The 19,378-nt window shown below is 40.7% G+C and carries 21 protein-coding genes; 11 read left to right on the top strand and 10 right to left on the bottom strand.

Features of this window, described 5'->3' with window-relative positions:
• Both GX437_10400 and GX437_10395 read left to right on the top strand, forming a co-directional pair.
• Nucleotides 1-420: T9SS type A sorting domain-containing protein (locus tag GX437_10400; GenBank protein NLJ08069.1), on the top strand; the 420-nt coding region annotated here is incomplete at its 5' end.
• Between the two features lie 21 nt (nucleotides 421-441).
• A complete protein-coding gene (locus tag GX437_10395) occupies nucleotides 442-1,047 on the top strand; it encodes a hypothetical protein (GenBank protein NLJ08068.1) in 606 nt (201 codons plus the stop codon).
• Between the two features lie 5 nt (nucleotides 1,048-1,052).
• On the opposite strand, the gene GX437_10390 is transcribed toward GX437_10395, so the two are convergent.
• Complete coding sequence (locus tag GX437_10390; GenBank protein ID NLJ08067.1) at nucleotides 1,053-1,736, bottom strand: ABC transporter ATP-binding protein; 684 nt, start codon at nucleotides 1,734-1,736, stop codon at nucleotides 1,053-1,055.
• Between the two features lie 172 nt (nucleotides 1,737-1,908).
• Here GX437_10390 and GX437_10385 point away from each other — a divergent pair, with 172 nt between their 5' ends.
• The 7 genes from GX437_10385 to GX437_10355 are packed head-to-tail and all read left to right on the top strand — an operon-like array spanning nucleotide 1,909 to nucleotide 7,648.
• Nucleotides 1,909-2,586, top strand: coding sequence for a deoxynucleoside kinase (locus tag GX437_10385; GenBank protein NLJ08066.1), 678 nt, complete (start codon nucleotides 1,909-1,911; stop codon nucleotides 2,584-2,586).
• Between the two features lie 10 nt (nucleotides 2,587-2,596).
• Nucleotides 2,597-3,376, top strand: coding sequence for a hypothetical protein (locus GX437_10380; GenBank protein ID NLJ08065.1), 780 nt, complete (start codon nucleotides 2,597-2,599; stop codon nucleotides 3,374-3,376).
• Nucleotides 3,377-3,384: 8 nt separating this feature from the next.
• On the top strand, nucleotides 3,385-4,158 hold the full coding sequence (locus tag GX437_10375; GenBank protein NLJ08064.1) for a glycosyltransferase family 2 protein: 774 nt from the start codon (nucleotides 3,385-3,387) through the stop codon (nucleotides 4,156-4,158).
• Nucleotides 4,142-5,443: a UDP-N-acetylmuramoyl-tripeptide--D-alanyl-D-alanine ligase gene (gene murF, locus GX437_10370; GenBank protein NLJ08063.1), complete on the top strand. Its 1,302-nt coding sequence runs from the start codon at nucleotides 4,142-4,144 to the stop codon at nucleotides 5,441-5,443. Before GX437_10375 ends, murF begins: the two co-directional genes overlap by 17 nt.
• 38 nt (nucleotides 5,444-5,481) lie before the next feature.
• Nucleotides 5,482-6,762, top strand: a complete 1,281-nt coding sequence (locus GX437_10365; protein ID NLJ08062.1) for a hypothetical protein — start codon at nucleotides 5,482-5,484, stop codon at nucleotides 6,760-6,762.
• A 3-nt stretch (nucleotides 6,763-6,765) separates the two neighbouring features.
• On the top strand, nucleotides 6,766-7,179 hold the full coding sequence (locus GX437_10360) for a TerB family tellurite resistance protein (GenBank protein NLJ08061.1): 414 nt from the start codon (nucleotides 6,766-6,768) through the stop codon (nucleotides 7,177-7,179).
• A gap of 1 nt (nucleotide 7,180) precedes the next feature.
• Nucleotides 7,181-7,648, top strand: coding sequence for a YbjN domain-containing protein (locus GX437_10355; protein NLJ08060.1), 468 nt, complete (start codon nucleotides 7,181-7,183; stop codon nucleotides 7,646-7,648).
• Here GX437_10355 and GX437_10350 read toward each other — a convergent pair.
• The 7 genes from GX437_10350 to GX437_10320 all read right to left on the bottom strand — a co-directional run bounded on the left by GX437_10350 (nucleotide 7,634) and on the right by GX437_10320 (nucleotide 16,124).
• Nucleotides 7,634-9,016 (bottom strand): hypothetical protein, encoded by a 1,383-nt coding sequence (locus GX437_10350; GenBank protein ID NLJ08059.1) that lies wholly within the window; start codon nucleotides 9,014-9,016, stop codon nucleotides 7,634-7,636. The genes GX437_10355 and GX437_10350 overlap by 15 nt on opposite strands.
• 1 nt (nucleotide 9,017) lies before the next feature.
• Nucleotides 9,018-9,989 carry a bile acid:sodium symporter family protein gene (locus tag GX437_10345; protein ID NLJ08058.1) on the bottom strand — a complete coding sequence of 324 codons (972 nt, stop codon included), beginning with the start codon at nucleotides 9,987-9,989 and terminating at the stop codon, nucleotides 9,018-9,020.
• 118 nt (nucleotides 9,990-10,107) lie between these two features.
• A complete protein-coding gene (gene groL / locus GX437_10340) occupies nucleotides 10,108-11,736 on the bottom strand; it encodes a chaperonin GroEL (protein ID NLJ08057.1) in 1,629 nt (542 codons plus the stop codon).
• A gap of 34 nt (nucleotides 11,737-11,770) precedes the next feature.
• Nucleotides 11,771-12,046, bottom strand: a complete 276-nt coding sequence (locus GX437_10335) for a co-chaperone GroES (protein NLJ08056.1) — start codon at nucleotides 12,044-12,046, stop codon at nucleotides 11,771-11,773.
• A 165-nt stretch (nucleotides 12,047-12,211) separates the two neighbouring features.
• Nucleotides 12,212-12,886: an HAD-IA family hydrolase gene (locus tag GX437_10330; protein NLJ08055.1), complete on the bottom strand. Its 675-nt coding sequence runs from the start codon at nucleotides 12,884-12,886 to the stop codon at nucleotides 12,212-12,214.
• A 9-nt stretch (nucleotides 12,887-12,895) separates the two neighbouring features.
• Complete coding sequence (locus GX437_10325) at nucleotides 12,896-14,371, bottom strand: hypothetical protein (GenBank protein ID NLJ08054.1); 1,476 nt, start codon at nucleotides 14,369-14,371, stop codon at nucleotides 12,896-12,898.
• A 10-nt stretch (nucleotides 14,372-14,381) separates the two neighbouring features.
• Entirely contained in the window at nucleotides 14,382-16,124 is a 1,743-nt protein-coding gene (locus GX437_10320; GenBank protein ID NLJ08053.1) for a hypothetical protein, read from the bottom strand.
• Nucleotides 16,125-16,209: 85 nt separating this feature from the next.
• Between GX437_10320 and GX437_10315 the strand changes: the two genes are divergently transcribed.
• The gene (locus GX437_10315) at nucleotides 16,210-17,685 is read left to right on the top strand and encodes a proline--tRNA ligase (GenBank protein NLJ08052.1); all 1,476 of its coding nucleotides are present in this window, start codon (nucleotides 16,210-16,212) and stop codon (nucleotides 17,683-17,685) included.
• A gap of 10 nt (nucleotides 17,686-17,695) precedes the next feature.
• Complete coding sequence (locus GX437_10310) at nucleotides 17,696-18,412, top strand: hypothetical protein (GenBank protein ID NLJ08051.1); 717 nt, start codon at nucleotides 17,696-17,698, stop codon at nucleotides 18,410-18,412.
• Here GX437_10310 and GX437_10305 read toward each other — a convergent pair.
• Both GX437_10305 and GX437_10300 read right to left on the bottom strand, forming a co-directional pair.
• Entirely contained in the window at nucleotides 18,392-18,910 is a 519-nt protein-coding gene (locus GX437_10305; GenBank protein ID NLJ08050.1) for a dihydrofolate reductase, read from the bottom strand. The two genes, GX437_10310 and GX437_10305, sit on opposite strands and share 21 nt — an antisense overlap.
• On the bottom strand, nucleotides 18,907-19,378 hold a 472-nt coding region (locus GX437_10300), incomplete at its 5' end, for a dihydrofolate reductase (GenBank protein NLJ08049.1). The genes GX437_10300 and GX437_10305, both read right to left, overlap by 4 nt.

The raw sequence follows: 19,378 nt of genomic DNA, 5'->3' as shown, positions 1-19,378 counted from the left end.
GATTCGGCTCTGCATCCGCCCGGCAGCGATACTGCCTTGCTATTGCCCGTCATCTGCGGGCACAGAGATGGATGTTCAACGGAATGTCCGGGCACTGCTGCCTATGTGCTGCTCCCTTCACTGCGATCTGAGGTGGATAGCTTGCTGAGTCTTTGTTTTCCCGTTTCAACCAATGAACCGAATCAGAGAAATAACGTCTCTGTTTTTCCAAACCCTTCAGATGGAAATTTTGAAATTAATATTTCAGTTCGTCAGGTAAAAAAGCTCATACTTATGAGCCCTGACGGTAAAATCATGGATGAGAAAGTTCTGCCATTATCAGGGTCAGCAATTTACGTGGATAATTTGCCCAAAGGCATTTGGTTTTTAAGAATCTATTTGACAGATAGCATTGAAAATCATAAGGTTATAATAGAATAGTAATTAATAAAACAATTAATCATGAAAAAATTACTCATGCTTTTTGTATTGTCAGCTGTCGTGTCAGCTTATGGACAAAAAACAAAAAATAACGACACCTCCATCGTTTTTATCGGAAAGGGTATGGATGGAATATTGTTTGGCGTTTCTACGGAAGAAGAGGTTGCTGCAAGGTTTGGAAGCGAATACTGGCCGGAAGAAGTTCTCATCAGGCAGTATTTTGACGATAAGAAGCAAAAGTCAGTAACCATCTATAATTATAAGATGAAATACCTGAAAAAAGGATTGATTTTCAATTTTACCAAGGAAGAAGGGGTCAGGGAAATACTCACATCGATTGAGATTTTTCCTCCGTATATTGTCAAAACAAAGGAGGGTGTAATTCTGGGAAAAAGCACTTTGCAGGAGGTGGTCGATGCGTATGGTTACGGGAAATGGGGCTACAGCAACAAAAATAATCAGGTTGCCAAAGTGTATGACGGGATTGTGTTTTATACCACCAACAAGAAATACATCCGTGAATATGACAAGGATTATTTTAACAATACCTTTCTGAAGGCAGTTGTTGACAAGATAGTGATTACCAGCGATCCGAAGGCAGTATATTATCTGGATAAAGTTGAATAGCGTCATCAGGTTTTTTGCCTGAGGTCGGATTCAATCTGTCCGTCTCTGAGCTTGATAATGCGGTGAGCACGTTCGGCAATATCCGGCTCATGGGTAACCAGAATGATGGTATTTCCCGATTCATGAATTTGCTCGAACAGGTCGAGAATTTCATAAGATACTTTGGTATCAAGGTTTCCTGTGGGTTCATCTGCCAGAATGATGGAGGGATTATTAATCAGGGCACGGGCAATAGCAACCCTTTGTTTTTCTCCTCCCGACAATTCATTGGGTTTATGCCCTATTCTTTCGCCAAGTCCCACTTCCTTAAGCTTTTGTTCGGCTCGTTCCAGCCTTTCATTTCGTCTGACACCGGAATATATCAGCGGAAGGGCAACATTTTCGAGGGCAGACATCCTTGGAATCAGGTTAAACGACTGAAAAACAAAGCCTATTTCTTCATTTCTGATACGGGCAAGACCATCATCTGTCAGTTGGCTGACATCATAGCCGTTGAGATAATATTTTCCGTGGTCGGGTGTATCGAGACAACCCAGCAGGTTCATCAGGGTTGATTTTCCGCTGCCTGAAGGACCGATCAGGGCAACGTATTCATTTTTATCAATTTCAAAAGATATTTTCCGGAGGGCATTAATTTCTACCTTGCCCATTTTGTACACCTTCGAAATTTCTATCGTTTTTATCAGCATTTACCTCAACAGCTTATTTGATATGTCGGCAAATATCCGATAAAATCAGATTAATCACACTATACTCCTTGTACTAAAAAAACATCCTTTATCTTTGCATGAAAGAATATTTTTTTACCTCGCAAAATTTTTAAAGTAATTCATCAGGAACAAGGAATAATATTTTTATCAGATGGCAGTAAAAAATAAGGAAGCAGAAGAAAAACATGATTTTAAACATGTGGCAGTTGCCGGGAACATAGGTGCAGGTAAAACTACCCTGACTGACCTACTGGCAAAACATTATGGTTGGGATCCTCATTTTGAGGAAGTTGACAACAATCCCTATCTGGACGATTTTTATAAAGACATGAGAACATGGTCTTTTCATCTTCAGATTTATTTCCTTCAAAAACGTTTTCAGCAAATTATCGACATCAGGGAAGGGAAAAAGACCGTCATTCAGGACCGTACGATTTATGAAGATGCCTATATTTTTGCCCCCAACCTCCATCAGATGGGGCTGATGAGCAAAAGAGACTTCGATAATTACAGAACTTTATTCGAAACCATAGAAAAATTTATTACGCCTCCCGACCTGCTGATTTATCTTCGTGCTTCCATCCCGACACTTGTCAATCAGATTCAGCGCAGGGGACGCGAGTTTGAAGATTCGCTTCGCCTCGACTACCTCAAAAAACTCAATGAAAGATATGAAGCATGGATTGCAGATTATAAATCACAGAAAAATTCGAAAGTGCTGATTATTGACGTGGATAAATTCAATTTTGCCGACAATCCGGAAGATCTTGGAGTTATCATTGATAAAATAAATGTCGAACGTTTGGGTTTATTTAATATTAACCTGTAAATATCTGAGAATGAATCGTCATTTGTTGTTAGTTATTTTTATCCAACTGCTTCTTGCCGGGTCTGCTGTTGCTCAGCGGGGGCAATATATTCAGCCTTATTCCATGTTTCAATACACCAACTGCCCAAACTACAATGATTACAGATCCGACAGTAAACTTGTGTTTGAGCCTACCTATCATTTTGCTCATGGCTTTTATTATATTTTTAACAGCACCGATAACTTTGGTTTTCAAACAGGATTAAAGCTGTCAAAAGAAGGGCAGAAATATTCGGCAGAGCTTGAATATGATGTCAATACAGGCGATTCGACTCCCTTTTCTTTTTCCAGCCAGTATTCACTTACACAACTTGAAGTCCCTTTTATGCTCAGGTTTAGTTCCTCACTGGAAGATGAAAATGTCATCCTTTCCATATCTCCCGGATTACAAATTGATATGCTGGTTGGGGCTGATATGAAAACCGATCCTGCACCTTTTATTCAGCCGGGAAATGAAATTGACCTGATGAATCTTTTCAAAAGAACCAATCTTAAATTCATTACCGAAGCCTCTTTTTCTTTTGTGCTCACTGAAAAGATTCTGATAAATGCCGGGCTGCAATGGTCACGTTCTCTGTTCGATATTGAAAACAAGGATTTTAAATTCGATAAGACCAAACATGTGGCAGAATATTACTTCCCGGTCAGTACAAAAAAAGAAACAAGACCTGATATTTCAGTGCGCTACAAAACCACCTCTATGGCAGTCGGGCTTATGTTAGGCATATCCTATTGGTTTAACCAGCCTTAATTTTCTGAATGTTATCAGCGGTCATCATCACTTTTAATGAGGAGAAAAACATTGCCACCTGTTTGAACAGCCTCCTGACCGTTGCAGACGAAATCGTTGTAGTTGATTCATTTTCAACAGATAAGACTCGTGAGATCTGTGAGTCTTTTCCGAAGGTGAGATTTTTAACCCATCCCTTTAATGGCCATATCGAGCAAAAAAACTTTGCCCTTCAGCAGGCACGGTTTGATTATATTCTTTCACTGGATGCCGATGAGGCTTTATCGGATGAAGCCATTCGTTCGGTATTGGAGGTGAAAAAAAACTTCACGGCTGATGCCTATACCTTCAGCAGACTTACCAGTTATTGCGGAAAATGGATCAGACACGGAGGCTGGTATCCCGACAGAAAGTTGCGAATGGCTATGAAAAACAAGGTTATATGGCAGGGAATCAATCCCCATGATGAACTTTGTCTGTTGGAAAAAGGAACAATTGTTCACCTGAAAGGGGATATCCTTCACTATTCCGTCAAAAGTATTGATGATCATCTCAATACCATCTATAAATTCAGCAGGATAGCGGCTGAACACAGATTTCAGAAGGGCATAAAATCAGGTTGGTTTAAAATTCTCGTTCATCCGCTCTGGAAATTTGTCAAGATATTTTTTATCAGGGCAGGCTTTCTGGATGGATATTACGGATTTCTGATTGCCCGCTTATCTGCATTCAGTACATTTTTACGCTATATCAGGCTCAGGGAGCTTTGGAAACAAAAGATCGACCATGAACGAAACCATTAAAAGGCTTTACAGCATTTTTCGTGAACATCCGTATGTCAGTACCGACAGCAGGCAGGAAATGTCGGGAAAAATATTTTTTGCCATAAGGGGAGAAAATTTTGACGGCAACAGATTTATTCCGCAGGCCCTCGAAAAAGGTGCGGTAGTGGCAGTTTCTGATGATGTTTCTTTTACAAAAAACGACCGGGTGATAGTCGTTCCCGACACTGTTCAGTGCCTTCAGCAGTTGGCTGCCTGTCATCGTCAGCAGCTTGATATTCCCGTCATCGGAATCACGGGATCAAATGGCAAAACTACGACTAAGGAACTGATATTCCGTGTATTACAGAAAAAGTTCAGGGTTTTTGCCACACAGGGAAATTTGAACAATCATATCGGACTACCGCTAAGCATTTTATCCATCGATAGCCGGCATGAAGTGGCAGTGATTGAAATAGGGGCAAATCATTTAGGAGAAACCAGATTGCTTACCACCATCACTCACCCGACCACTGGTGTTTTGACAAACATCGGTAAGGATCATTTGGGAGAGTTCGGAGGTTTTGATAATGTGGTTGAGGCCTATCGGGAATTTGTTGACTTTTTTAATCAAAACACAGATTATCAGTTGATTGTAAATGGAAATGATGAATTTTCCGGCAGGCTGATTACGCAGGCAAAGGTTTTATTTTTCGGAGAAGGAAATTTTACTTTCAATGGAAGGGTCGTTTCATGCAGTCCGTTTGTTCATGCCGAAATCAAATACGGAAATGAAATAATTCTGGTTAAATCAAGGCTTTTTGGCAGCTACAACCTGAACAATATTCTCGCAGCTTCGGCTATCGGGCAATGGATGAATATTCCGGCAAATGATTTTCAGGATGCTGTCGGAAATTATTATCCGGAAAATCTACGTTCTCAGGTGCTCGAATGGCGAGGTAATACGGTTTTTTTGGATGCCTACAACGCCAATCCAAGCTCTATGTCGTTGGCTATCAATGATTTTGCTCAATTGAAAACGGATAAGAAAATATTGATTCTGGGTGATATGCACGAACTGGGGGAATATAGCCATCAGGAACATCAGGAAATTATCTCCCTGCTTAAAAAAGTCGATTATCAGCATTTGTTTCTGATTGGGGAATACTTTGGCGATTTTAAAAATGACATCGATTGCATGCACTTTAAAGATGTGAATGAATTTATTCTGTGGTTTGAAAATCAGCATTTTACAGGATATTCAATTTTAATAAAAGGCTCAAGAAGTGAAAGGCTTGAAAAAATTCTTGACATTTACCAACATTAATTTCTGAGCATTTGGGTGTTTTAAGGAAAATAGCTTTATTGATTGGCTTGACAGCCATGGTAAATACTGTTTTCTCACAAAACAGTGAGTTTTTACCCTATCGCTGTGGAAGAGTTTTCAGGGATGTTGCGGCCATTCGTAACGATGCAAAAGCAGGAGCTTACCTTGAAAATGTTGAATTCCGGAAAGGATGGGTAGTAGCAGATATTGGTACTGAAAACGGCTATCTTCCCGTAGCTGTTTCTCTTTTTACCGACAGTATTGCCTTTTATCTTGAGGATATCTCTCCGGTTTGCCTCAACCAGAAAGAATTTTCCAAAGTTTACGATTATTATGCTTCCTTAAGCGGGGGAAAAATCAGGAGCAGTTTTACGATGACGATAGGCTGGCAAAACGATACACGACTTCCTGCTCATTTTTTTGATGTGGTGATGATGAATGATGTGATTCATCAGTTGTTTTACCCCGATTCTTTTTTGTCCAACCTGAGGAATATCCTGAAAGATGATGGGAAGCTGTATCTGGGACAGTTCGAAAACAACGGAATTACCGAAAACGAGATAGTTTTTTTACTTAAAAAAAATGGTTTTCAGCTGACCGGCAGCTTTAAAAAACTGAACTTCCTTCTGTTTGAATTTGTAAAAGCAGAGCCTAAGACAAAAATCACGAGTGTTCACGAAGCTGCAATTTGCGGAGATTCATTGATTTTCAGGCGATTGTACAAGCGTTCAGATGAAATCAATGCAGCCGGACTGACGCCCCTGCACTATGCTGCAAAATATGGCAGGATTGAAATAGCAAGGTTTTTAATTGAGCAAGGAGCCGATGTCAATGCGATCGGGAAAATTTACCCTATTAGCCCGCTGATGCTTGCCGTGAGATGCAATCAGTCTGAAACAGCCATTTTGCTGATTCAGAACGGAGCTGATGTGAATAGGGTTTTTGAAGGTAAATCGATACTGATGACGGCTGCGGCCAATGGCAATACGGATATGGTTAATGTGCTGATTAACCACCATGCCGATACAAAATACAAGTTTGAAGGCATTTCCTATCAGTTTTTTGCTGCGGAAAGCGGCTCTGTTCCTTTGATGAATTATCTCCTGAAAATCAAAGAGATAAATAAGAAAATGACGGATGTTGACAAAAAGACGCTGTTGTTTTATGCTGTCAGAAGCGGTAGCCTTCCCATGGTAAAGTTTCTGGTTGAAAAAGTCAGGGTAGATCCGCTGAGTAGGGATGTAGATGGAAAAACTGCAATTGATGAGGCTTATGATATGGAAATAATTGCATACCTTAGCCATTTCAAAAAAAGCTGATTTATGACTGGTTCTGATGAAATAAAAAATCATTTGCTGAACCTCATCCAGATCATGTTTGCTGATGGCAGGATAGCAGATGAAGAATTGAAACTTCTGCTCGGGATCGGGAAAAACTATCATTATTCTGAAGATCAGATTCGCTTTTTAATTGACCACCGGAAAGAACATGAAGCAAAATTACCCGACAGTTTTTCCGACAGGTACAAAAAACTTTATGAGTTGATTCTCATGATTGTAGTGGATGGAGAGGCAGATCCGGATGAAATAATTCTGTTGAAAAAGATTGCACACAAAATGGGCTTTCGCTCTGAAGTAATTGAGACAGTTGTCAGTAATCTTAAAAAGATGATTGACAAAGGGTTCCAAAATAATATTTTTCCTGAAAATTCAGGACAGCAGTTTAAATGGGCCTGACATGCTGGAGAAAGTCATACAACTTCTGGAAGCCAACCGCTGGAAATATCAACTTGAAGATGACCGTTCCACTGTTATTTTCGGGATACAGGCAAATTTCGGCACTATTGATTGTTATATCAGAATCATGGAAGAAACAGGACTTTTTACCATGATTTCTTTCTGTATGTTTGAAATTGATGATGATAAGGTTGATAACTTTATTGAGTTTACCCGTTATGTCAATTTCGGACTTTTTACAGGCTGTTTTGAGTTCGATGAAGCTAAAAAACAAATGAGGTTTCGCACCAATTTCTTCTTCGACAAGGAAAATTTACCTTCCCTCAAGTTGATTCACCGCTCCATCATGAGTCACTTGCTGACGATAGACAATTATTTCCCAGCTATGATGAGCCTTTTATTTACAGATATAACCCCTGAAGAGGCACTGAAAGAAGTTGAAAAAATGCCGCTTTTATCCTTGAATTAGGGTATTTCTGATTTTTTCTTCTGTTAACGGACGCATGATTTCAATAATTTCCTTTCTGAGATGTATGAGTTGAAGTGCCTGATTCTTTTTCTTTTTTCTGAGTTTATTCCACCTCATCATTCCGAGTGTCTTCCTGAAAAAAATATAATAGTGAAATGCTATTAGTCCGCTGACAGGAAGGCTGACCGGATACGCCAGCCAAAGCCATGGTTGATGAAAAGCAATAATGACAATCAAGGTCTGAATGACAATCAGAAGAGGATAGAGAAAGAAAAACACCCCAAAGCGAATGCTTGAAATAAACTGAGGATCTTCCAGTTTGCGGGAAGCCAGCTGAGGTATGAACCATGCCAGAAGGTTGTTAAAAAATCCGTAAAGAAATACGGGGGAAAATATCAGTAAAGTCAGAATTCGGATGAAAATTTCTCCTTTTGTAATGATTTCTTTTCTGACTATCCAGTCTCTGATTTTAAGCTGGTTAAGTTGTTCGGTGTAGTCGGATATTCTTTCCCTGAGCCCGTCCATTTTTAATGGATTTTCTCCCGCAAGACGTTCTGCTTCTTCAACAATTATTTTATCTGCCCTGAATTTGTCGGCCAGCGTCAGCTTCTTCTTTTTTGTAAACTCCTGAATATGAAGCTTAAACATATCAATTAACCGCAGGATGGTATCGTAATACTCCACACTTTCAATGTGAATCATCAGTTTTTTAAGTTCTTCTGAGAGGCGGGCCACCAGCAATTGCATGGCTCTCTGAGGATTCTCAGCATAATCTTCTCTGAAATCACTGACTTTGATAGGTTTACCAAAATTGACGAAAAGGGTTGTGCGGAAATTGTAGAAACTGCCATAATCGATACCAGCCGGAAGAATTTCGATGCCAAGATTGAAATTATTTTCCTCTTCAGCTTGAAAAACCATACGGGCAAATCCTTTTTTTAAAGGACGAAGCCGTTTAAACTTGTCGTGGTTGCCCTCAGGCATAATCCCGATGTTTTTCTTTTTTAAAAAAATGTCGATGACTTTTTTGTTGATGAAATCATTTTGTTTCACAGCATCCCAACCATCTCTGATCCGGAAGATAGGCATGACTTTAAAAAAATAGAGGAATATCCTGTAAATGCGGCTTTTAAAAATATCTGAGCGGGCAAGAAAAACAGGTTGCCCTTTGACATTAAATACCAGCGCCAGCGGATCCATCAGGGCGTTCTGATGGTTCGAGACCAAAAGCAAAGGAACTTTTTTGGGGATGTTTTCCCTTCCGGCAACTTCTGTTTTTCTGTACCAGAACCTGTTAAAGGCAAAGATGAAAAACGGCTTTAATAATTCATAACGAATTGAAAATCTTTCGATATTCCTTAGTGGCATATCAGGTTGTTTTTAATGCAGGAGCGGTAATTTTTCTGTACGACCAGAGTGAAGCAATGCCAAGTCCTGCCAGAATGTGCCATATTCCCCACCAGGCGGCAATGAATGCCATGCCACCTATGGCGAGTTCAGGCGGAAAAATCTTCGGATTGAAGAGTAAAACAAGGGCAAGACCAGAGTTTTGTATGCCTGTTTCGATGCTGATTGTCCTGCAATTCTGCCGGTTCAGCTTAAATGAAAGACTGAAAAGGTATCCTATCAGAAAAGCCATAGAGTTCTGAACCAGAACCAATAAAAATATATATTTGATGTTAGCCCAGAAATATTCGTAATTATTGATAAAAGCAAGCACCACCATGGCGGTAAAACTGATGATGGAAAAAATGCGGATGGGCTTCATCATCATTTTAGTAAAACGTGGAAACTTCCAGTTGACAAGCATTCCAAGAAAGAGGGGAATACCCAGTAAAATGAAGACGGTCTGAAACACCTGCCCAAGAGGAATGGTTAAAGGTTGCAGGAGCTGGTCGGAGTTGGTAATAGAAATAAATTTGACATAAAGGCTTCCGTACAGGGCAAAGTTCAGGGGTGTTAACACCAGTGCCGACAGAGTGGCAGTAGCTGTCAGGGTAACCGATAGTGCTACATTTCCTTTTGCAAGAGAGGAAATAAAATTGGAAACATTGCCGCCCGGGCAGGAAGCTACCAGTATCATCCCCATGGCAATGGTAGGCGTAATCCACCGGTTGAGCAGAACAACAAGGAGAAAGGTAAACAGTGGCAACATCAGAAACTGTGAGAAAAAGCCTGTGAAAAATGGTTTTGGCATGAGAAAAATATCCCTGAAGTTTTTAAGTTTAATTTCAAGGGCAACGCCAAACATAATAAGGGCAAGGGTAATGTTCAGCACCAGCAGACCGTCAGGATTGAAATTGAGCCTGATGTTGTCAAGGATTTGTAACGACTCTTTCATAAATAATGTGGAATCTTAAAGTGAAAAAAAATTTTTTAGGCGGCAAATGTAAGAAATGTATAAAAAAAAACCCCTCTGTAAAGAGGGGCCTTTATGAAAAGAGTCTATAAAGACAATTTTAGTAATCCATTCCGCCTGCCGGCATTGGAGGCATTGCTGGCTTTTCTTCAGGAATTTCAGCAACCACACATTCGGTAGTCAGAATCATTCCGGCTACTGAAGCGGCATTTTCAAGTGCTATTCTGGTTACTTTGGTCGGGTCGATCACACCGGTTTTGAACAGATTTTCAAATTTTTCAGTGCGTGCATTGTAGCCAAAGTCTTCTTTTCCATCTTTAACTTTTTCAAGGACAATGGAACCATCGTTGCCGGAGTTGGTCACAATGATACGAAGCGGGCTTTCAATAGCCTTGCGGATAATCTGAACACCTGTTTTTTCATCTGCGTTGTCGCATTTGATGGCATCGAGAGCTGGCAATGCACGGATATAACCAACACCACCACCGGGGATAATACCTTCTTCAACAGCGGCACGGGTAGCATTCAGTGCATCATCCACACGGTCTTTCTTTTCTTTCATTTCAATTTCTGATGAGGCACCAACATAAATTACTGCCACACCGCCTGAAAGCTTGGCAAGACGTTCCTGCAGTTTTTCTTTGTCATAGTCGGAGGTCGTGGTTTCAATCTGGGCTTTGATCTGGTTGATTCTTGCCTTGATGTCTTCTTTATCTCCCTTACCGTTGACGATGGTTGTATTATCCTTGTCGATGGTAACTTTTTCGCAGGTGCCAAGGAATGAAAGGTCAGCATTTTCGAGGCTGTATCCTCTTTCTTCTGAAATAACAGTTCCACCTGTCAGGATAGCTATGTCTTCCAGCATGGCTTTTCTTCTGTCACCAAATCCGGGAGCTTTAACTGCTGCAATTTTCAGTGTACCACGGATTTTGTTGACTACCAATGTGGCAAGTGCTTCACCTTCAACATCTTCGGCAATGATTAACAGAGGTTTCCCTGTCTGAACAACTTTTTCAAGCAGCGGAAGAAGCTCTTTCATATTTGAAATCTTCTTGTCGTACAGGAGAATAAACGGTTCTTCCAGTTCTGCTTCCATTTTGTCGGCATTGGTGATAAAATAGGCTGACAGATAACCACGGTCAAACTGCATTCCTTCGACAACATCAACATAGGTTTCGGTAACTTTTGCTTCTTCAATGGTAATGACACCTTCTTTCTTTACCTTGCTCATGGCTTCGGCAATGAGTTTTCCTATTTCGGTGTCATTGTTTGAAGAAATGGTTGCAACCTGTTCAATTTTTTCAATGTTGTCGCCAACTGGTTTGGAGAGTTTTTTAAGTTCATCAACCACAACTTTGACAGCTTTGTCAATTCCTCTTTTGAGGTCCATCGGGTTGGCTCCGGCTGCCACATTTTTCAGTCCTTCAGTGATAATAGCCTGAGCAAGCACGGTGGCTGTGGTGGTTCCATCACCTGCAGCATCGGATGTTTTGCTGGCTACTTCCTTTATCATCTGTGCACCCATGTTTTCTACAGGGTCTTTCAGTTCGATTTCTTTTGCTACTGTAACACCGTCTTTGGTAATTAACGGGCTTCCAAATTTTTTATCAATAACTACATTTCTTCCACGTGGACCTAATGTAACTTTTACTGCATTTGCCAATGCATCTACGCCCTTTTTCAGGTTTTCACGTGCTTCTGCATCAAATTGAATTAATTTTGCTGACATATCTCTTGCTTTTTTAAGGGTTTACAAATTTTTGTTAGATAATGGCCAAAATGTCGGATTCTCTCATGATTAAATAATCATTACCGTCAATCTTGATTTCTGTACCTGCATATTTGCCATACAGTACCACATCACCTGGTTTTACCGTTGTCGGTTCATCTTTGGTCCCAGGTCCTACAGCTATCACCGTTCCTTTCTGCGGTTTTTCCTTTGCTGTATCCGGAATAATAATTCCTGATTTTGTTGTCTGTTCTGCCTGTGCAGGTTCAATTAGAACTCTGTCTGCTAAAGGTTTAATGTTTACTGCCATATCCTATTTATTTTTAAAATTAAACAATTTTTTTCCAGCTTGCCTTTTATCAGATTTTATGCCATTGGATTTTTCAAGCCATTTATTGCATTTTTCCCCAAACAGGCATTATTTTTCATGACATAATTTCAGACATGAATGATTAATTATCAGTTTACCCCTGAATTATCTTTTCAGGTACTTAAAAAAATCATCCGGATGGGTAAGTATGAAATCAGGCCTGAAAGACTGCAGATAATCCGGGCTACGATAGCCCCAACCAACCGAAATAACTGTAATGCCGGCATTTCTCGAAGCCTGAATGTCGGTTTCTCCATCACCTATCATACAGACTTCTTCTGCTTTTAGACTTGTTTCTTTTAATATGTGAAAAATGGCAGATGGATCGGGTTTGAGAGGCAGGTAACCTGAATTCCCAATGGCGATTTCGAATGACCAACGGTTAAGTAGCTTTTCCCTGATGATATTTACCGCAAGCTCATGTTTATTTGACAATAAAAACAAACGGTATCCCATCATTGTCAGTTTGTCAAGAAAGGCTGGGATAAAAGGATATAACACTGTTCCTTCTATGGCATATCGTTTATAGGTTTCCTTCATTTTGCTGACGCAAATGCTGATGATTTCAGGATTCCGGGCAAACTCAGGTATGGCTGATTCAACAAGGTTTTCAACCCCATGTCCGACTAATGTTTTGCATTTTTCAAGCGTGATGGGAGGAAACCCGTTTAATGTTAGTACTTCATTTAAAGCATTCGTAATGCCGGGAAGCGTATCGGCAAGCGTCCCGTCAAGGTCAAAAATAATACCTTTTAAACCTTGAAAAAGACCGTTTTTCAATCAGTAAACTTAAAATTTAAATCCTAAAGTCAGGATAATGGAAGATTTTGACAGGGAATAATCAACACCTTCAACATCTTTATTCGACAAGACATAAGGAGTTTCAAACTGACTGGTGGAAATATTCTGCCAGGCAAGGTCGATATATTGTTCCTTGTCGCGGAATCCAAATCCGAATGAAAGAACTTTGGCGGCTTCATCGCTTTTTTCTGGTTGATAATCAGGGTTGTATGGTGTCGGATAAATGCCATAACCTCCTCTGAGTGCAAAATCACCTAATTTAAATTCTCCGCCAAGTCTGATATTGCTGACAGGACGGAAAAAGTTTTCAATATTGTTGTTTTCATAATTGAAAGAATAGATGTTTGAAGTCAGGAAGGCTGATGTATAGTCAACATATTCATAATCAAGGGAAATAAAGCCGAAAGTACCGGCAATGACAGCAATACTGGCAGTTGCCCTGAAAGGTGTGGTCAGGCTGTAGTCAAAAGTGCCGTTTCGTGTGGCTGACTGATTGTCCTGAGTGTCAAGGCGGGCTATGATTTTATCCTTATAGGTTTCGTTCAGGCTGTAAAAAGTAGGAGAGGTAATACTCCCGCCAATCCTCAGGTAATCAATAGGTTTCAGGATTATTCCTATGCCGGCATTAAACCCGATACCTGAAACACTCAGGTCGTTTTCATACGACATTCCGACATAATTGCTTTTACCGGGACGGTTGTTGGTCTCTGAGTAGGTAGAGGAAGCATTATAATTCAGGAAAGGTATTCCGATTTTTGCCCCGAGATAAATCAGGTTTGAGTAATTGCCTGCAAAAGCAAAATTGAAATCATAGGCCGAACCCCTGACCCTTGATGTTTTTACCTGATCAATGTTGATCAAACCAAACGTATCATCATCGAGGGCGGTAATATAAGTGGTCGGATTGTTGGGATTGTCAATCAGCCAGGTATCATAAGCCATTGAGGTCAGATAAGGCAGATCGTCTTTGTGGCGTCCTTTGGCACTTTCTGCAAAATATTCCAAAATGGAATTGCTTTTATTGTTCCCCGAATAATTAAACCTGCCAACGAAATTATTGGTTCTATTAATATTAAAGGCAAAACTCTGGCTGACCCATCCTTTTTCCACTTCCTTGCCATCTGCTTTATTTATTCCTGTGAACACCAGACCGAAAGAAGGTATTGTCAGGACATTTTTTCCACTTCTTGTCTGGCTCCCGAGATAGGAAGATGAAGTGGTAGTAGTAGTAAAGCCTGTTGAAAAAGAGAATTCTCCTTTTCTGAACAGTCCCAGTCCGGCAGGGTTGATGGTCGAAGAAATTACATTGGCCCCGACAGCTCCGAAAGCACCTCCGACTCCGGTACTGCGTGCATCTGCCTGAAGAATGGATTGGGAAAAGTGCATGGCGTCAAAATCGTATTGTGCATGGGAATAAGATGCAATAATAGCTCCCAGAAGCACTAAAAATGTTGTTTTTTTCATCGTTTAAGGTTTATCTGGTTCTTGAAGGGGTTGAACTACCTGAGCCTGACGAACGGCCGGAAGAGGAGCCTGACGAACTTCCTGAGCTTCCTGAAGAATTGCTCCTTGACGGAGCAGAATATGACGGACTGGAATGTGTTTCCGACCTGTTTGGTGAAGGACTCGTACGATAGCTGTTGTTTTCCTGTCTTTGTGGTGCAGGTGTCGATGGACGAACCGATGGCTCCGACTTTGGTGCTTCGTAGTTGGGTTTTGTGTTGTCATACCTGGGTGATGGGGTATTTCTTTCAGGCTGGTATTGAGGTGTTTCGTGTGTTTTGGGGGTAGTGGGCTGATTGTCCTGTCTGTTGGGTGTATAGGGTTTGGTGTATTGCGGATTATTCTGCTCCTGTGTTCTGCCCGGATTATTACCAGGTGTCTGGGCCGGGCGGTACGGTTGATAGTTATTGTTGTTGTTTTCAGGAATCCTGCTGTCAGGAGTAGGCGTTTTATCTCTGTTATCCTGAATGGCTGGTTGTTGTGGAGGCTGCGTAATGGTTGTTTTGGGGTTGCCATTGTCCGGTGTGGTTACTTTGTTGCCCGGTGTTTCCCGAACAGGAGGCTCATAAGCTTTTGGTTTTTGAATATCATTGCCGTTGGGTCTGTTGGTTCCTGAAGGAACAGAGGGGTTATCTTTTACTACTTTATTGTCTCTGTTTTCAGGGCCTGTTGGTGAAGAATAGTTTCTGTCGGTGTCTTTTTTAAACTGATCCCCTGCAGGAGTAATGCTTTCAGGAGTTTTGACACCTGATGGGGTTGCATAACGGTCTTCGGTTTTTACCGGATTGTCAAACTGATCTCTTTTCCTGATGTCATCTGCTTTTCCGCCTTCAATGACTCTGCCGTTGTCGGTGGGGGTGGTTCCCTTGTCAGTATAACTGCCTGTTTTGTTGTTATTGCTTGAAGAATATGGGATGTCAGCATTTTTTCTTGATCCGAAAAAGTCGCCTGCATCTATATCATCATTGGAAACCCTTGTTCCTGTGGCCTGCCGTGGCCCGTAATAGAAATTTCCGCCTCCGTGAATGGGATTATCATTGTAGTAGTCATCATAATATCCGTTCCAGTAACCATTCCAGTAACCATGATGGTAGCCGTTCCAGTAACCGGAATAGTAGCTGCCATATCCGTAAGGATAATACCATGGGTCGTAGCCATAATAATAATAAGGATAGTAGTTGTAGTAGTAAGGATATCTCCAGTAGTCATAGTAAAAGGGGTCATAGAAATAGCTGTATCCGTAATAACTATATCCCCATCCGAAATAGAAACTGAATCCGTTGTAGTAATAGGGGTTATACCAGTAAATATCATAAAAATACGGGTGAAAATAACTATAGGTAGTGTAGGGATGATAAAATCTTTTTAAACGTCTGGAATATTTATAGTCATAATCATAATAGTCGTAATCGTCATAAATATCAACGTCACCGTAGTAATTATTGGTGATGTAGGTGTCACCGTTTTTATCCTCATATACTTCCGTTTCGGAATAGGTGTCCACGGGTTGACTTTCCTTTGAATATTGCTGGTTGTCTTCGGGCTGAGGTACTGTTGTTTCAGGTGCTGTCTGTGGCTGAGCTACTTCTTCCGCAGTTTTCATTTTCGGGTTATAGTAAACCTCATCATAAGAATTCATGTTCATCAAAGAACTGCAGCTGCTGAGCAGAAAGGCTGTCAGGAGGGCTGCCGATAAGTACTTAAGTGTTTTCATGATTTTCTGTTTTGTTCATTAACATTAAGAATCAGTACCTTTGCCGAATTATAAAAGTCAAAAAACATTCCAAATATACGAATTAATGGCAAGCAAAATTACACCAAAAGAAGTTGATTATTCAAACTGGTACAATGATTTAGTAAAAGAAGCGAATTTAGCCGAACATAGTGCAGTCAAGGGATGTATGGTGATTAAACCCTATGGGTATGCTATATGGGAAAACATTAGGGATGAGCTCGACAGAAGGTTCAAGGAAACTGGTCATCAGAATGCCTATTTCCCGCTTTTTGTCCCCAAATCATTTTTAAGCAGGGAAGCCGCCCATGTGGAAGGTTTTGCCAAAGAATGTGCAGTGGTTACCCATTACAGGCTTAAAACTGCTGAAAACGGGAAAGAAGTGGTGGTGGATCCTGAAGCAAAGCTGGAAGAAGAATTGGTAGTTCGTCCTACTTCCGAAACCATCATTTGGAATACCTATAAAAACTGGATTCAATCTTACAGAGACCTGCCTTTGCTGATTAATCAATGGGCTAATATTGTCAGGTGGGAAATGAGAACCCGTTTGTTTTTGAGAACAACCGAGTTTTTATGGCAGGAAGGACACACTGCCCATGCCACCCGTGAAGAAGCCATTGAAGAGACCAGATTGATTCTCGATATTTATGCCGATTTTGCAGAAAAATTTTTGGCTATCCCTGTTTTAAAAGGATTAAAAACTGAAAATGAACGTTTTGCAGGTGCTGAAGATACTTATTGTATTGAAGCCATGATGCAGGACGGAAAAGCACTTCAGGCTGGAACCTCCCATTTTCTCGGGCAAAATTTTGCAAAAGCATTTGATGTGAAATTTTTATCAAAAGAAGGTAAACTGGAATATGTGTGGGCTACCTCATGGGGTGTTTCCACCAGACTAATCGGTGGTTTGATTATGACTCATGCCGACAACAATGGTCTGATTCTTCCTCCCGCTGTTGCTCCGCTCAAAGTGGTGATTGTTCCTGTTTTTAAAAATGATGCAGAGAGATCGCTGGTAGCTGAGTATGCCATGAAAATTGAAAAAGAACTGAAAGGAAACGGTATTTCAGTGAAATTTGATAATGACGACAACAAAAAGCCCGGATGGAAATTTGCCGAATATGAACTTCAGGGTATTCCTGTCCGTCTGGTTATCGGGCCTAAAGATGTGGAGAAAAAACAAGTTGAGGTCTTCAGGAGGGATACGATGCAAAAGCAATTTTTCAGCGGGACGGATATTGTATCATTTATCCGTGAGTTGTTGTGTGATATTCAGGGAAATATTTTCAAAAAAGCTTTGGATTTTCGGCAGAACAATACATATGAGGTGGCTTCGTACGATGAATTTAAAGAAATGATTGATGCAAGGCCGGGATTTATTTCCGCCTGGTGGGCAGGTTCTTCAGAAGATGAATTGAGAATCAAGGAGGAAACCAAAGCCACTATACGTCTGATTCCTCTTGAAGAAAGCACCGGAACAGGCAAATGCATGCTGACAGGTAAACCTGCCAGTAGGAAAGTCATTTTTGCAAGAGCATACTAAATTCAAAATCATGATAATAAAACCATTACCTGAGGAAAGTAAAATTCTCAATGCACTTCTGGAAAAAGCTGATTTAAAGAGGAGTGTTTTTCATTATACCATTGATGCTTTTCAGCTGATCAAAAAAGAAGTCAGAGAGGTTACAGAATGGATAAAATTACAGATTGAAAAGAAAGGGAAGCAGATTGATGTTCATTACAAGGAAAACGGGGAATTTGAGCTGGAAATCAAGTTTGCGGGAGATACACTCTTCTTTATCATGCATACGAATGTATTTACCTTTTCACCCGAACATTTTATCTTTAAAACCAACTATGTCAAGGAAGACCCAACCCGTGCCTTTTGCGGTACTATTCTGATTTACAATTTTCTGAGTGATTCTATTAAGTTTAACAGAATGAATGATGTCGGGTATCTGCTTGGGCGTATCTTTATTAATAAGGAAGGGCATTATTTTATGCAGGGAAAGCGGCAGTACAGTTTCCTGCATCGAGATTTCAGCTCCCTGATTTTCAATGAAGAAGCTGTTCGGGATATTGTCGAGATTGCCATCACCCAGGCAGTTGATTTTGACCTCTTTGTGCCGCCTATCGAAAATATTCAGGAAATCAGTCTGATTGATAAAATCAATTCCGTGGGTAGTCAGGCCATCAGAACCGGTAAGCGCCTTGGCTTTGACCTCGACTTGCATGAAAAAGACTCAGACCTAAGCATGTTGCTCGAATAACCTACGCTGATATACCCTGAAACTATAATCAAAAGGGTTTTTTTTATCCTTCTCATGCCATTCATCCATGACCAGTTCCCATTGATGGGGGTCTATCTGAGGGAAAAAGGTATCCCCTTCTTCAATCCGGGTGTGAATGAGGGTGATATAAAGTTTATCGGCTATCAGCATACTTTGTCTGTAAATTTCACCCCCTCCGATGATGAATACTTCACTTTCTCTGTTGTCAGCGGCAATTTTTAAGGCCTCTTCAATGTTTTTTGCCACAATTGTTCCTTCTGCTTTAAATTCAGGATCTCTGCTGACGATGATATTCGTTCTGTCGGGCAAGGGCTTGCTGACACCATATTCATTAAAGGTTTTTCTTCCCATGATCACATGATGGCCTTTGGTGATCCGGTAAAAATATTTCAAATCGGCAGGCATATTCCATGGCATACCCCTGTCTTTTCCAATGACATAATTTTCTGAAATAGCGGCAATCAGTGAAACAATCATCTTTTTCGCTCGTAAATCAGATAGGAATAATCAAATGCATGTTTTTCGTCTGCCTGAAAACCGGTTTGTTCTGTCAATATCCATTCATCTGAAGGCAGTTCAGGGAAAAAGGTGTCTGCATCGAATTCGGCATGAACAACCGTCTGATAAATTTTTCCGGCAAAAGGTAAAAACTGACGGTAAATCATGCCTCCTCCTATCACAAAGGTTTCTGCTTCAGCTTCAGTCATGCGGATAGCTTGCTCTATGGAATTTACGGTTTCGGCACCTTCAAATTTCTCATCAGGTATATCGGAAATAACGATATTTCTGCGGTTGGGTAAGGGCCTGACAGGCAACGACAGCCAGGTATTACGCCCCATGACAATGGTTTTGCCGGTGGTCAGTTGTTTAAATCTTTTCAGGTCGTTGGGCAGATGCCAGAGCAATTCGTTGTTTTTTCCGATTGCACGGTTTTCTGCAATGGCT

The organism is Sphingobacteriales bacterium (assembly GCA_012517435.1).
GTDB lineage: Bacteria > Bacteroidota > Bacteroidia > CAILMK01 > JAAYUY01 > JAAYUY01.
Note: the sequence above shows the minus strand (reverse complement) of the source record. Positions and strands in the feature narration are given on the sequence as shown.